The sequence below is a fragment of the Lacibacter sp. genome, assembly GCF_035299325.1.
In the GTDB taxonomy this organism is placed as follows: domain Bacteria; phylum Bacteroidota; class Bacteroidia; order Chitinophagales; family Chitinophagaceae; genus Lacibacter.
Genome location: NZ_DATGWT010000029.1, coordinates 33,366 through 48,952 on the forward strand (window position 1 = coordinate 33,366; position 15,587 = coordinate 48,952).

A 15,587-nucleotide genomic window follows, 5' to 3' on the forward strand; every position below is an offset into this window, starting at 1 on the left:
TTCTATTTTATAATCCGTATTGATCAACTACGTACAACAGCAACACCATATTGATCGCACCAAGCTCCAGTTCACGCTTGCTCACCATTTCAAATGTATCGTTGGCTGCATGATGATGATCGAAGTAACGTTGCGAATCGGGACGTAAACCTGCAAGTGTTGTACCAAGCGGGCGCAACGGACCAATATCTGCACCGCCTCCACCTGCAGAAAATTCATACACACCATATGGCTTAAACAATGGCACCCAATTACGGAGTTTATTTAACACAGTCTCTTCTGCAGTAAAACCAAATGCTCTTGGTGTAAAACCACCGGCATCACTTTCCAAAGCAAAAATAAATTTCTTGTTTTTTTCTGCTGCTGCTACTTCAGCATATTTGCGACCGCCACGTAATCCATTCTCTTCATTCATAAACATCACCACACGAATAGTACGCTTGGGCTTAATGCCTAACTTCCTGTACACACGAATAATTTCCATACTCTGAACACAACCTGCACCATCATCATGTGCACCTTCAGCCAAATCCCATGAATCAAGATGGCCACCAACTGTAATCACTTCGTTGGGAAATTCTGTTCCTCTTATCTCTCCAATTACATTATGACTTTTTACATCAGGCAACATTTCACACTCCGTACGGAAATACATTTGCAGACCTTTTTTCCTTTTCAACTCAGCACTTACATATTCTGCATGGCGTGTTGAAACAGCAATGGCAGGAATTTTTGGAAATGAATCGTTATACGTTGTTGTACCTGTGTGCGGATAATCATCAATATTACTTGCAAGTGAACGAACCATTGCACCTACTGCACCATATTTTGCTGCCATTGACGGGCCACGGCCACGAAACTGACCGGCTTCACCATACGAACGAAAGGTTTCAACATTGGTTGGGTTCATCGGGAAATTATAAAACACAATTTTTCCTTTCACAACTTTCTCACCTAATGCATCCAGCTCGCTGAACGAACGTACTTCAATCACTTCAGCTTTTAGTCCTTTTTTACCCGTACCAACACTGTTACCAAGTGCACAAATGTTGAGTGAAAAAGTTGTGCCTTTATCATCAACCAATAATGCACTTTCCTTTGCACCACGTACCCAATGCGGCACCATACATTCCTGCAGGTAAACCGTATCGGCGCCCAGTTCTTTCATCATGCGAAACGTTTCTCTCACTGATTTTTCTGCCTGTGGCGAACCGCTTAATCTGGGACCCACTTGTTTACAGAGAAACCGGAGATTGTCGTATGCTTTGCTGTTGGTGAAAATATCGTCGGCAATACGTTTAAACATAGCCGAATCTTTGTTTTGGGCTCCTGCTGAAAAGGCCAGTAAACAGAAGGCCACTATTACTTTAATTGTTCTCATGCTTTTGTTGGATTTGATTGGGAAGCCCAAAATAGAACAACTCTGTTAACCTGCAAAAAGAGCTATTGGTTAAGAAGCTGCTTTTTTACGAACGGCAAGTGCCGAAAAAAGCCTGTTGATTGAAAGTGCTAACTTCGTTTCTGCAACCTGTCAAATCATCAGTATGAATGGTCTGGCATGGAAAATGACATTCATATAAATCAAACAATCCCTCAATGGGTTTGTTTCAATAACAAACAACAGGAATACATGAAAATAGGTATCGTATGCTACCCAACGTTTGGCGGTAGCGGTGTGTTGGCGACAGAATTAGGGAAAGCATTAGCCGAAAAAGGGCATATGGTTCATTTTATTACGTATCAGCAACCCGTTCGCCTGAGTGGTTTTTTCACCAATATCTTTTACCACGAGGTACGTGTGCCGCACTATCCGTTGTTCGATTATCCACCTTACGAAACAACTCTTGCAAGCACAATGGTGGATGTGGTGCTGAATAATGACCTCGATCTTTTGCATGTACATTATGCCATTCCGCATGCATCGGCTGCCTATATGGCCAAACAGATACTCAAGAAAAAAGGAAAGGATATTCCGGTTATTACTACACTGCACGGCACAGATATTACACTGGTGGGTAAGGATAAAACCTTTGAACCTGTTGTAACCTTTTCGATCAATGAGAGTGATGCGATTACAGCCGTATCGAACAACCTGCGCAAAGAAACCTATCATTCTTTCGATATAGAAAAAGAAATAGAAGTGATCCACAACTTTGTGGATGTACAACGCTTCGATAAAAAACCATTGGATGCTTTCCGCAAAGTGCTTGCGCCAAATGGCGAACGCATTATTGCTCATGCAAGTAACTTCCGAAAAGTAAAACGGGTGAATGATATCATCCGCATATTTGCCAATATTAATAAAGTTGTTCCTTCAAAATTATTGATGGTGGGCGATGGGCCGGACAGACCCGGTGCTGAAGAACTTTGCCGTGAGTTAGGCATTTGTGATGATGTTCGTTTTCTTGGCAAACAACAGGAAATGGAAGAGATACTTGCTATCTCAGATATGTTCATGCTTACATCAGAATATGAAAGCTTCGGTTTATCAGCTTTGGAAGCGATGGCAGCAGGTGTTCCTGTACTTTCGACAAATGCAGGTGGGATTCCTGAGATCAATATTCATGGTGAAACAGGTTTTATGGCCAACATTGGTGATATTGAAGAACTGAGCCGTCTTGGAATTGAGTTGTTGAAAGACGATGAACTCTTACAATACTGCAAACAAAAAGCAAAGGAACAAGCAGCGAAATTTGATATTCACCACATTGTTCCTTTGTATGAAGAATTATACGAACGTTTTGTAAACGTATCAGCGACCCCTTAACCAGGGACTTGGATTGATCATTTGATTTTCACGTGCAAGTACAAAGTTAAGTTCACCATCGCCATCGATGTTGGTTCCAACACGACCGATCACTTGTCCTGTTTTCACCGTTTGTCCTTTGTTTACATTGGCAGATGAAAGATTGCTGTAAGTAGTAAAGTATTTACCGTGTTTGATCATGACAGCTGTATTACCACCCACATCAAACACACTTACCACCTCACCTTCAAAACATGCTTTTACAGATGTTCCTGCAGGTGAAGCAATGGTGATGAAATCCTGACTTCCCTTAATGTTTGTACCCGGAATAGTGTATGGGCCAAAAACGATTGACACATAACCATTGTCAACCGGGAATGGCAATCTTCCTTTGCTGCTTTCAAAGCTGTTGCCTAACGCAAGATCTTCCTTATTATATTCAAGATAACTCTCTGTTTTCTTTGGTTCTTCTTTCTTTACAACCGGCGCTGTAACAACAGGTGCTGTCGTAGTTGTTGTTGTGGTTGGATTGCTCTTTGCATTCTCTTTCGCAATTCTGTCGGCTTCTTTTTTTGCATTGGCTATACGGTCACGCTCAGCCCTGTCTCTGTCTTCAGCTTCTTTTTTAGCCGCAGCCATCTCACGTTTAATAACAGCAGAAATAGATGCCTGTAATTGTTGTGCCTGCTTTTTCTTCGTGGCAATATCTTTATTGATCTCTTTCTCCCGCTTCTTTAAATTATTTACTACCGATGCCTGTTCTTCTTTATCCTTCACCAATTCACCCATCTCTTTACTCTGATTTGTTAACACCGCACTTTTTTCCTTCCGTGCATTGGTAAGTTGTGCGATCTTATCCCTGTACATCAGTTCAGTTTTATTGATCACTTCAAGTTGCTCAGCTCTGTAACTGCGGTATGCTTTCATGTAGGCAATACGGCGTATGGCATCATTAAAATTAGTAGCTGAAAATAAAAAGTTGAGAAAATCGTAACTGCTTCTGTTTTTGTATGCATACACCACATTGTGTGCGTAAGTCATCTTAAGTGTATCAAGATCTTTTTTCAAACGTCTCATTTCAACGTAAGAAGTATTGATATCGCCATTTATTGCACGTACCTGTTTGTTGATGGTATTGATCACTTCATTGCGTAAGCGGATCTTGTTCTGTATTAATGTAAGCTGGCCAATACTCTGCTTCTGGTTCTTCTTAATATCACTGTACTGCCTGGTGAGCATATCAATTTCCTGCAGCGTTTGTTTACGCTTTCTTTCCAGTTCATTTTTATCCTGTGCAAACAAAGCCATCTGCAAAAGAGTACAGCATACTACCAACAAGAATTTCAGCATAGGTATATGGTTTGATTGGTTACAAAAATAAGGCTTATACCCCGAACAAGGGTAAACGCAGCATCAACAGAAAACGTATGCCTTATCAGATTCTTTTGAATTTTTTAGGAACTGTAAAGGGATAACTAAGCTCCTCATTAAACTTATAATCCTTGAATTTCAGCTCAACATCCAGTTTATTCTGTTGCGAAATGGTGATCTGCCTTTGTGTTGAAAAAGACACGCCGGTCTTGTTTTCGTAATTGTTATAAATAAGATCGCAGGTGCGGTTAAGTGTAGGATCATTATCATCCAGTTTACTTTTTTGCACTGAATAATCAGTTGCAACCGATAATAAATTTTTAAACAACGGTGCTACACTCAGGAGCGTGTAGCCATTTACGTTATTGGTATATGATGTAATACTGTCTTTGTTAAAAAAGATCGGATTGCCTACGAGCAGATCCTGCAGATCAGCAAAACTGAACGGTATCTGGCTCAATTCCTGGATATGGCTTAGCGGACGAACCTGGTAAGTGTTTGCCAGTTTATCCAATACTTTAATACTGTCTTTGGATATCAGTACACGAATGCCTTCAATACCAATATCATTACTGAGTGATATCCAGATGAGGCTATCCTTCAACATCCGCACATTCGCAACAAAGTCGGGCTGACGACCTTTGCTGTTACTGTAATCAACTTTTATTTTCGCTGAGAATGTTTTAAAGTCGATGTGTTTTTTTTCGACGTTTGTCAATACTTCGTTTACCATACGCACGGTGTCTTCATGCGTTGGAAGTTTTTCTACTGGCAGAACAACGGCAACGGTATCTTTCTTAACCATTGCCTGCTGAATTTTCTTCGTTGATCTGCATGCACTGAAAGCCAAGAGCATTCCGATCGTTACAATTATAGATACAAGATTCTTCATCATCAATTATTAGTGTTTCCCGGTGCTGCCAAAGCCACCGGCGTTACGTTCTGTTTCTTCCAGTTCAACAGAAATTTCCCAATTAATTTTTTCTACTTTCTGAATGACCATTTGTGCAATACGGTCGCCATTATGTACAGACTGTATTTCGTTACTCAGGTTGATTAAGATAATCTTAATTTCTCCACGATAATCTGCATCAACAGTACCCGGTGTGTTTAAACAGGTGATACCTTGTTTAATGGCCAACCCGCTTCTTGGTCGTATTTGTGCTTCAAAACCTTGCGGCAGTTCAATAAATAAACCGGTTGGTATCAACGCCCTTTCGAGTGGTTGTAATGTAATGGTTTCGTTAATAAAAGCTCTAACATCCATACCGCTGCTGCCTTCAGTGGCATAAGCAGGTAGTGGATTATTTGATTGATTGATGATCTTAACTGTCATGCGTTCATTATTATTGTTATTTGGTCGCATAGTATATCCATAAAAAATAATCATCGCCTTCTGGCAAAAATTGCTCGATTATTTTTCATTGATATTTCATGATTCATTATTATTTTTCAAGCAATACGGTTGCATAGGCCACAAGGCCTTCCTCTCTCCCAACAAATCCCATATTCTCTGTAGTGGTTGCTTTTACTGAAACAGCATCGGTTTCAAGTTCAAGTATGGATGCAATAGTTGATTGCATCTGGGCGATATAGGGTTTGATCTTTGGCGCCTGCAAACACAACGTGCTGTCAACATTCACCACACGATAACCTTTCTCCCTGATCTTATCAAAACTCTGCTGCAATAAGATTTTACTGTCGATGTCTTTAAATGCCGCTGAAGTATCAGGAAAATGGGTACCGATATCGCCGAGCGCAAGTGCGCCAAGCATCGCATCGCAAATTGCATGCAGCAATACATCAGCATCGCTGTGGCCCAATGCACCCTTGTGATGTGGTATTTCAACACCACCGATAAACAATTTTCTTCCTTCTGCTAATTGATGGTAATCAACGCCTGATCCTATTCTAAATCCCATAATGTAAATAAAAAAGCGAAGGTAAACTACCTCCGCTTTTGACAAAATCTTTTATCTGTTGAACTTATTCGTTGCTTTCGCCGCCATCGCCACTCAAATCAAACAACAAACTGAAACGTGTTGTGTTGCTCAATGGGTTACGGTTAATACCCTGGCCAGTTGGTACAAGATAAGAGAAGTTAAACCCAAGTTTGTTGTATTTAACACCGGCACCCACGCTGAAGAAACGACGGTTACCTTTTGTTTTTGCCTCGTAGAAATAACCGGCACGTGCAAAGAACTGATCGTTATAACTGTATTCCATACCTGTTGAGATCTGGAACTCTTTCAGCTCTTCATTAAAACCACCCGGTGCATCACCAAATGAAGAGAACCAGCTGCCCACAACACTTTTATTGCGGTATGCTTCAATTTCTTCCGGTGTACGCACAGAACCCGGAGGTGTTGGCACCAGCAGTTTATTAATGTCAAGACCAATACTGAACTTGTTCACATCATCAATTGCCTTTGTATAAACAGCACCAATTCCTAAGTTAGCAGGAATGTAATCTTTACCACGTGCATCATTTGTATATGCGATCTTGCTGCCGAGGTTACTCATAACAGCACCTGCAGTAATACCGGTTCCTTCTTCGTTCAAACCATTATAGTAAAACGAAATATCGCCGGCTACGGCAGTACCAGGTTTTAACGTAGCTCCGTTAAATGTACCCGTACCAAGATTTGAATAGATAAAGCGAAGAGCAATACCCACACCTATTTTATCACTGAGTTTGCGGCTATAACCTCCATCGATTGCAAATTCTCTCGGCACAAAACGTTGAAGATCGTTACCTGAGAAATCAGTGAACTGAATTGTACCAAGATTAAAATAGCGTAACGATCCGGAAATTGACTGGAACTCATCGAGCTGATGATAACCTGCAACAGTTGCAATGAACACATCATTTAAACCAAGATCTTTCAGCCATGGTGTGTATGTTAAACCAATTGCTGAACGTTCTTTTGCAAATGGAATTTTTGCCTGGTTGAAGAATGAAGAGTTCGCATCGGGTGATGTTGCAATACCAACATCGCCCATACCACCTGCACGGGCATCAGGTGAAATTCGTAACATAGGTACAGCAGTTGTAACTACATTAATTGAATCCTGTGCAAAAGTTTGTAAGGAAGATAAGCAGAGCAACATGCCTAATGCATAGGCGGCGTTCTTTCTCATAAGAGTTGAAATTTGAGCCATAAAAATAGAGGAAAATTGAACATTAGGGTTCATAAACAGATTTTGGTTAAAGCAGGACGAGCTTTTGCAATGCAGATTGTTTTTTGCCAAATGAATCCTTAACCTCTAACTGGTAGATATAAACGCCTCTTCCAATTTTTTGGCCGAAATCATCTTTTCCGTCCCACTCAATGTCAAAAGAACGGTTTCCTTCATTAAATATTGTACGGGTGATTGTTTTTACTACTTTTCCCGAAACAGAATAAATACGAATAAGCACTTTCAACTGGTCACCGGGTCGGTTATGCTCAAACATAAACTTTGTGCTTGTTGTAAATGGATTGGGATAATTATATACATGTGCAAGCTTCAATTCTTCATCTTTTATTACACGAAACTCAAGCCTGTATTCATTGCTGTTGTTCTGCACATCCCATGCTTTGATCTTTAAAACATGTAATCCTTCTTTTAATGTTGGCAATTGAAAACGTGCAGTTCCAGTTTGATAACTGTCGGCATCAGCTTCATAATAGTCGTTCAATACAAATAACTGACTGTTATCATCATCTAATGTTGCAGTAAGATCGTGACCAATACCTGTGCCTACTGTGTTGATGCCGCTTGAATCAGCCAGTTTTACCAACAGAACAGGTGTTTCATTGGCAATACCGCCATTCACAAATTTTTCATCGTTGAGATAAGCTTTTATTGTTGGTCCATCATCATCTGTAACAGGATTATTACCGGCCCCACCAACGATGATGGTTGTTTCGGCACCGTTGCCGTCAACGTTACCATTCTCTGCATAGTAACTTATTTTTCCGTTGCCGAATTGGTAGTTGATGTCTTTGGGCACAACAAAACTGTAGCTGAATTCGCCATTTGTCACTTTGGCTTTGCCTTTAAAAATAATATTCGATTGCTGATTAAAATTCACTGCAACACTTCCGGCATCGTTGCCGAAGGTTTTTACCTGCTGCACTTTATCATAAATAACCGGATAAACATTCCCGTTGAAATTTGTAAGCTTGTTTCCTGCAGCATCCGTTACTTCGCCTTTAATGTTGTAACGATCCAACGCTTTCAATGTGTCTGTTGCAGGAATTTGATTGTTGATAGATGTGGTGCGCACTTTCAATGTTGGGAAACCCAAACGAACTGCCGGATCACCCAGCAACGTAAACTTTCTGTTATTGATAATATCGCCAAAGGTTTGATAGGTAAAATTCTTTGCCCGTTTTACCGCATCACCCAACGAAGGATTCACACCGTTTACATCAGGCTGCAAAGCAATGCGGAAATAATTATTGTTCATGATGCGGTTGCTGAAAGCAAACACAACTCTTGTAGTTGTCATTAATGCAATTGCACCTGTACGTTCCCGTAAGAGAATATTTTCACCGATAGAATTAACTGAAGGATTATCATAAGGCGCAAAATCACAAGTAGCAGTAATGAACAATGGCAATTTATTGCTGTTGCTCCATGTGTTAACCATGTCCTGCTCAAGAATAGCTTCACCTGCCAATCTTCTTGAGCCTCCGTGTCCACTGTAATTCCAGATAAGCGTACCTGCAAAAATTTTATTGTTGATGGCTTGGTTAACTTCCGGGTAGCGACTTCCTCCGCTACCACTTTGCTGTCGATAAGCATCTAAATAAATTTTTGAAAGATTGAAGGTTTTGTTTTGCTCAATAACAGATGCATGAAACTCGCCATCATCCAGGTGAATATTATTGTCTTCATCATCTGCTACCAGTGTTACATCATTGCGCCACGGGCCAAAACTTTCTTTTGCATGATAACGGATGATCTTATCAACCACTGATTTTGCTTCCTGTATATTTTTTGCAGGGATACGGCCAATACCAATGTCAAGCAGACTTAAAGGAAACTGCCGGCCAACAAAATCATTATCATCCAAAAATCCAAAGAAATCATCTGACGTGTATGTGGCTAATGGATCAAGAGAAATATCACTTTCGTAACAAGGAACAAAATTCGTATTACCACTTACCCGGTTGAGATAATCGTAGGAGGCATCGCCAAACAACAAAAGATAACGTGGGCGCTTTGTTGTATCGGCACCTGCCCTGTCGTAAAACATTTTTACGAAATTGCGGATTGCTGTCGGGTCCGGACTTCCTGATGAAAATTCATTATATACCTGATCAGTACTTACGGTTAGTGTTGTAAGATTTTGATTCTGCCCGTGCCATGCTGCCAATCGTTGTGCTTCACTAAGCAAAGAAGGATGTGCAACAATAATATAATTTGGAGCAGCAGCACCATGCAGATCCTGGTTGCTGATCTTACCAACAGCAGTTGGTTGTAAGAAATTAGTTTGATTGAATGCAACATACTCCCGCAAACGTTCAGCTGTATTCACAAACCTGAATTCATTTCCACCGAAAGTGCCAGTCATGTTTTGTGGACGAAGCGGATCAGTAATATCCCAAACTAATGTACTGCTTGCGGCACCCTGTAAACGAAATTCGGCAACGTTGCCGGCACCTACAGTTTCCCAGTCTCTGAACAGCAATTGATCAACACCATTCATGTTTAGTTGTCGTTGTGGAAATAATTCAAACCAATTAAGCCAGCCCTGTGCGTTTACACTGCCGGGTTGATAAGTGTACTGTAAGCCAAGTGAAGATTGTGAAAGATTGAATGATGCAGCCAGCTCATGTGCAGAAGCAACCGGATCATACGTGCCGGTACCAACCGCATTTACTGTGTGTTGTGCTACATTGTTATTATTGGCTCTAATGAGAAATGAACTTGCAACACCATTGCTTCTCGCAGCAACAGCAGAAACCATTTGAACCGGGCCGGCAACAAAGTTGGGGATTGTAAAGTTGAATGTTCGGTTTAGCGTGCCGCCGGGAGTATTGCTGAATTCTTCACCATACCATTCTTTCCCGCTTCTTAAAAAATTGATGGTATCAAGTTCTTGAAAGATCCGGTCCTTAAAAGAAGTTACCGTCTGATTAGGTGCTCCCGCAACCGGTCGGTTTTGTATTCTTGCTCCGGTGCCGGAAACATTCAAAAAATAAAAGGATTCATTGCCGTATAAATTCTTTCGGTGCCGGAATCGCTTGTTTACAGAATCCTTCGCCCATTGCTGGGGGCCATTTGCATAAAAAAGGAGATAATCATTACCGTTAAACACCCCGTCCCCACCATCAACCACCAAAACAGCATTTTCAGAAAGATCATCTGCCGGGATCACGGCATTTTCTTCCGGCAGCATTTCCCCCCCGTTGCCAAACAAGCGAACACTGCCACTTTGCAGATTGGTTGTATTTATTCCTAATGATTGAAGAAATGCGATATTGATCCGGTAAACACCCGGCTGCTTAACTGACAATTTGTACCAATCGCCTGTCGCCAATACAGAATTGTTGCGATAAGTGCGTTGGGCATTAGCGGCAACAATAAAAAAACAGGCTATCAACAGGGTGCTGTATCGCATAAACAGAGAATTCAAAGATACCTGATTGACAAATGAAAACTGCTCACCCAGATTGCTTCAACCAGAGGGATGCTGCATTGAAACGTAATTTCACGGTCAGGCATATAAGCAGAAATACTGAAATTAGAAAACACGATGCTTCATTCCTTCAGAATCTAAAAAGATTCAGCTATGTTTGTCATCGGTCTTTTTAAAATTTGGGCTGACAAATCCAATACAATATTTTTGAACCTTCCTCGTTAACTATCAAAACGAACGAAAAGATGAAAAACCTTTTCCGCATTAAAAATCTAGGTATCCTATTAATTGGGGCTACACTTATTACATCTTGTAATTTATTCAAGAAGAAACCGGCGAAATCGAGTTCAACCGGCTGGACCTACAACGATCCAAATGGTAGCGGCTTCCGTGTATCAAAAGAAAAAGAGCAAAAAACCGGTCCAGGCCTCGTTTTTGTGGAGGGTGGTACTTTCACAATGGGTGCTGTGGAAGAGGACGTTATGCGTGACTGGAACAATATTCCACGCCGTGTAACGGTTGCTTCGTTCTACATGGATGAAACTGAAGTTGCGAACGTTCACTACCGTGAATATCTTTTCTGGCTCGACCGTGTGTTCCAGGACACTTCAATCACCAACCGTGCATTACCTGATACGTTGGTATGGAGAAGCGAATTGGCTTATAACGAACCTTACGTGGATTATTATTTCCGCCACCCATCGTACAACTTATACCCTGTTGTAGGCGTAACGTGGAAGCAGGCGTATGATTATTGCTTATGGCGTGGAGATCGTGTAAACGAAAATATCCTTTACGAAAAAGGTATTACCAACAAAAAGGCTGAATTGCAAAAGCAAATGCAAGGTGGCGGACAGGATAACTTTAATACTAAAGCTTACCTGTTAGGTGAATACCAGGCAACTCCCGGAAAAAACATCAAAAACTATAAAGATCCCATCACAAAGCAGGTGCCTACAAACATCACTTTCGAAGAGGGTTTGATCTTACCTGACTACCGTCTCCCAACAGAGGCTGAGTGGGAATATGCTGCTTATGGTTTAATTGCACAGAACCCGAACCCACGTCGTAGCGAAAAGAAACGTGGTGAGGAGTTAACTGCAAACAAACAAGTATATCCATGGGCACAGAATGTAAACGGTTTGCGTGATTCACGTCGCAGCAGCTGGCAAGGTCAGTTCCTGGCAAACTTCAAGCGTGGTTCCGGCGATAATATGGGCGTGGCCGGTGGTTTGAATGACCGTGCTGTAATTCCTGGTCCAATCAATTCTTTCTTCCCCAACGGTTTCGGCTTATATAACATGGCTGGTAACGTAAGTGAGTGGGTAGCGGATGTGTACAGACCAATGACTCCTACTGATGGTGATGATTTCAACTACTATCGTGGTAATAAATTCCAACGTGTTGACTTAAGCACCGGTAAGGCTGAAAGAGATTCTCTTGGCCGTATCAAATACCGTGATGAAACTGATGATGAAGTAAAGAACCGTCGTAACTACCAAAAAGGTTATGCAATTGACTACCTCGATGGTGATTCTTTGAGCAATGTTACTTATGGCTACGGAAAAACAACTTTGATCAGCGATAAGAGTCGTGTGTACAAAGGTGGTAGCTGGAACGACCGTGCTTATTGGCTCAGCCCTGGTTCACGTCGTTTCCTTGAAGAAGATCAGGGAAGTTCAATGATCGGTTTCCGTTGTGCAATGACACGTTACGGCAGCCAGGAAGGTAATGGACGCAAAACCGGTAACTGGTTTGCTAAAAAGAAACAAAACAACCGCAAGAGAAATTAATCTTTTCGTTTGATGATATTTAACCCCTCCGAAAACGGAGGGGTTTCTTTTTGTAGTTACCGGAAAGAAATACTGCCGGATAAATCTTACAAAATAATCATACTGCTATCTTTGAGTTATGCGTATCGAAGAACTTTATCAATTGTTTCTGCAGCATCCTTCAGTACAAACAGATACACGTAAACTGAAGGAAGCAGACCTGTTTTTTGCCTTGAAAGGCGACAACTTCAACGGAAACAAATTTGCATTGCAAGCGATTGAAAAAGGTGCATCTTATGCCATTGTTGATGAAGTAGTAACTGGTGCTGATGATCGCACAATAGTAGTTGAAGATGTCCTGAGCACTTTACAGCAATTAGCTAAATACCACCGTCAGCAATTCAACATTCCCTTTCTTGCAATTACAGGTAGCAACGGAAAAACCACAACGAAAGAGTTGATCCATGCTGTACTCTCGTCTCATTTCAAAACATATACAACAGAAGGTAACCTTAATAATCATATCGGCATTCCGCTTACACTTCTGAAAGTTAAAGCAGATGCAGAGATAGCGGTGATTGAAATGGGTGCGAATCATCAAAAAGAAATCGCCGGTTATTGTAAATATGCGTTACCCACTCATGGACTTATTAATAATGTTGGCAAGGCCCACCTTGAGGGTTTTGGTGGTATTGAAGGAGTGAAAAAAGGCAAGGGTGAGTTGTATGATTTTATAAGAGAAACAAAAGGAACTATTTTCATTAATAATGACTTTGACTACTTGCATGAAATGAGCAAGGGCATTGAGAAGAAAGTCAGTTATGGAACTCATAATGCTGAAACTACAGGTGAACTTATCAGCAGCGAACCTTTTCTTGTCGTAAACTTTACGAACCACCCTGACATTGGCCAGATCAATACTCATCTTGTTGGCGATTATAACCTGCCCAATGTATTAGCAGCTGTTTCTGTTGGTCTTCATTTTGGCGTGCCTTCAACTAAGATAAAAACTGCCATTGAATCTTATCAACCTTCCAATAGCCGATCTCAATTGATCGAATCTGGCACAAACAAGATCATTCTTGATGCATATAATGCCAATCCCAGCAGTATGAAACTGGCCATTGAAAACTTTGCCAAATTACCGGCTGAAAAAAAGGTGTTGATGCTGGGCGGAATGGCTGAATTGGGTGAAGCAAGTCTTGAAGAACATCAATACATCATCGATCTCATTCAAAAATTCAATTGGCATAAAGTGGTGTTGGTTGGAGGTGATTTCACCAAAATTCCCCACTCTTTTGAAAATTTTAAATCTTCCGCTGAAGCACGTGATTGGTTTAAAAACCAACACTTTACAAATGCACACTTACTCATTAAAGGCTCCCGCAGCATGAAAATGGAAGAAATTCTTTCATGAATACTTGCGTAAGTCAAAATCATTAGTATTTTTACGGTCTTACCCCAAGTATCCTTAAGAATTATCACTTATTGCTCAACCTGTTCCAGCCCACTTATAAGTGATCCAGCCCCCTGAAACGAACCGTTAACTTATTCCGTTTACGTTATTTATTAATGGTTCACTTTTATGAAGCAATTTTTACTCTCGCTACTATTTCTCTTTATTAGTTTATTTTCTTTTGCACAAACTTACTGGCCACACGCTCCAACACCTTATCCACGATGTAATACAATGCCAACCAATTGTACGAAAGTTGCAGTTTCAAATGCACCGGCTGGTGGAGATTGGAACGACCCAAATTCCTGGAGTCCGATTGGAGTTCCAACTGTAGATCAGATTGTTTGCATTCCCTCCGGAAAAAAAATAAATGTGTCAGGGATAGTTAATACACCTAGGCTACAGATTTTCGTCTGTGGAATACTTGATTTCGATTTTAGCTCTCCCGGTAAACTTGGTTTAGCTGAGTGGAGTTTTATACAGGTTTACTCTGGTGGACTTATAAATTCCCGTGTTGGGAATGCTGAATTGATTTCGATTGGTGGCATTGAAGTTTGGAGAGATAACAATTCTGATATTAATGGCCCTTGGGTATTATCATATCCTTATATCGGAGCAGGCATTCTTCCTGTGGCATTTGACTATTTCCGAGCAGAACAAAAACAACCATATACGGTTCGTTTAGAATGGGCAACACTGGTAGAGAATAACAGCTCTTCATTCATAATTGAACGTAGTGGTGATCAAAAAACATGGGTTGAAATTGGCAATCTTGATGCTCGTGGAAACAGCAACAGCCGCAGTATTTATTCTCATGTTGATCTGCAACCGGTGAGTGGCTACAATTACTATCGTCTGAAGCAAGTTGATATCAGCGGGCAGATTACTTATTCTGAAATCATTCGCTTTAATAACCAGATCAGGAAAAACCTGAGCGTGTTCCCAAATCCAGTTGGAGATGTTACTCAAGTTTACGGCAAAGAATCATTTAAATCCGGACAAACATTACAAATCATAGATGCGAAAGGAACAAGAATAAAAATGATTAACCCAACTGGCGGTAATCGTTTACAAATTGATCTCTCTGGTTACTCAGCCGGATTGTACCTAATTCAGTTGATCGAAAATGGGAAAGTATTAGAAAATCTGCAAGTCGTTAAACAGTAAAACTTACATCCAGATATAAAGTAGCTGCTGAAAGGCAGCTATTTTTTTTCCTGGCATAGTTCAATCAATACGCCGTTTGTTGATTTGGGATGAAGAAAACAAACCAGTTTATTGTCGGCACCATGCTTCGGTTTTTCATTCAATAATACAAATCCTTCTTTCTGTAAACGCTTCATTTCACTTTCAATATCATCCACATCAAATGCAATATGATGCATCCCCTCACCTTTCTTTTCAATGAATTTAGCGATCACACCATTTGCGTCTACACTTTCCAGTAATTCAATTTTTGTTTCACCCTGTTTAAAGAAAGCTGTATTCACCTGTTCAGTTTCTACCAGTTCAGTTTTGTAGCAATGGGTGTTCAATAACTTTTCAAACAGTGGAATGGAGGTGGCCAGGTCTTTAACAGCGATGCCTATATGCTCAACTTTATTCATG

12 protein-coding genes are annotated in these 15,587 nt (G+C 40.8%); 4 read left to right on the top strand and 8 right to left on the bottom strand.

The features are described 5' to 3' along the window. Positions 1-7: 7 nt before the first annotated feature. On the bottom strand, positions 8-1,381 hold the full coding sequence (locus VK159_RS17200) for a M20/M25/M40 family metallo-hydrolase (RefSeq protein ID WP_324231403.1): 1,374 nt from the start codon (positions 1,379-1,381) through the stop codon (positions 8-10). A 249-nt stretch (positions 1,382-1,630) separates the two neighbouring features. Between VK159_RS17200 and bshA the strand changes: the two genes are divergently transcribed. Continuing rightward, positions 1,631-2,767: an N-acetyl-alpha-D-glucosaminyl L-malate synthase BshA gene (gene bshA / locus VK159_RS17205; RefSeq protein ID WP_324231404.1), complete on the top strand. Its 1,137-nt coding sequence runs from the start codon at positions 1,631-1,633 to the stop codon at positions 2,765-2,767. Here bshA and VK159_RS17210 read toward each other — a convergent pair. The 6 genes from VK159_RS17210 to porU form a co-directional block, all read right to left on the bottom strand. Beyond that, positions 2,753-4,096: a peptidoglycan DD-metalloendopeptidase family protein gene (locus VK159_RS17210; RefSeq protein ID WP_324231405.1), complete on the bottom strand. Its 1,344-nt coding sequence runs from the start codon at positions 4,094-4,096 to the stop codon at positions 2,753-2,755. The genes bshA and VK159_RS17210 overlap by 15 nt on opposite strands. Before the next feature lie 85 nt (positions 4,097-4,181). Next, positions 4,182-5,012: a DUF4292 domain-containing protein gene (locus tag VK159_RS17215; RefSeq protein ID WP_324231406.1), complete on the bottom strand. Its 831-nt coding sequence runs from the start codon at positions 5,010-5,012 to the stop codon at positions 4,182-4,184. Between the two features lie 6 nt (positions 5,013-5,018). Further along, the gene (gene dut / locus VK159_RS17220; protein ID WP_324231407.1) at positions 5,019-5,453 is read right to left on the bottom strand and encodes a dUTP diphosphatase; all 435 of its coding nucleotides are present in this window, start codon (positions 5,451-5,453) and stop codon (positions 5,019-5,021) included. Positions 5,454-5,562: 109 nt separating this feature from the next. Beyond that, entirely contained in the window at positions 5,563-6,039 is a 477-nt protein-coding gene (ispF, locus tag VK159_RS17225; RefSeq protein WP_324231408.1) for a 2-C-methyl-D-erythritol 2,4-cyclodiphosphate synthase, read from the bottom strand. Positions 6,040-6,103: 64 nt separating this feature from the next. Next, entirely contained in the window at positions 6,104-7,258 is a 1,155-nt protein-coding gene (gene porV, locus VK159_RS17230) for a type IX secretion system outer membrane channel protein PorV (protein WP_324231409.1), read from the bottom strand. 67 nt (positions 7,259-7,325) lie between these two features. Further along, complete coding sequence (gene porU, locus VK159_RS17235) at positions 7,326-10,733, bottom strand: type IX secretion system sortase PorU (RefSeq protein ID WP_324231410.1); 3,408 nt, start codon at positions 10,731-10,733, stop codon at positions 7,326-7,328. Between the two features lie 263 nt (positions 10,734-10,996). On the opposite strand from porU, the gene VK159_RS17240 reads away from it, so the two are divergent. From VK159_RS17240 to VK159_RS17250, 3 genes are all read left to right on the top strand, one after another. Continuing rightward, entirely contained in the window at positions 10,997-12,544 is a 1,548-nt protein-coding gene (locus VK159_RS17240) for an SUMF1/EgtB/PvdO family nonheme iron enzyme (RefSeq protein ID WP_324231411.1), read from the top strand. A gap of 118 nt (positions 12,545-12,662) precedes the next feature. Then, a complete protein-coding gene (locus VK159_RS17245; protein WP_324231412.1) occupies positions 12,663-13,940 on the top strand; it encodes a UDP-N-acetylmuramoyl-tripeptide--D-alanyl-D-alanine ligase in 1,278 nt (425 codons plus the stop codon). A gap of 168 nt (positions 13,941-14,108) precedes the next feature. Next, complete coding sequence (locus VK159_RS17250) at positions 14,109-15,146, top strand: T9SS type A sorting domain-containing protein (RefSeq protein ID WP_324231413.1); 1,038 nt, start codon at positions 14,109-14,111, stop codon at positions 15,144-15,146. Positions 15,147-15,184: 38 nt separating this feature from the next. On the opposite strand, the gene mce is transcribed toward VK159_RS17250, so the two are convergent. Continuing rightward, positions 15,185-15,586, bottom strand: coding sequence for a methylmalonyl-CoA epimerase (gene mce, locus VK159_RS17255; RefSeq protein WP_324231414.1), 402 nt, complete (start codon positions 15,584-15,586; stop codon positions 15,185-15,187). Position 15,587 lies beyond the last annotated feature (1 nt).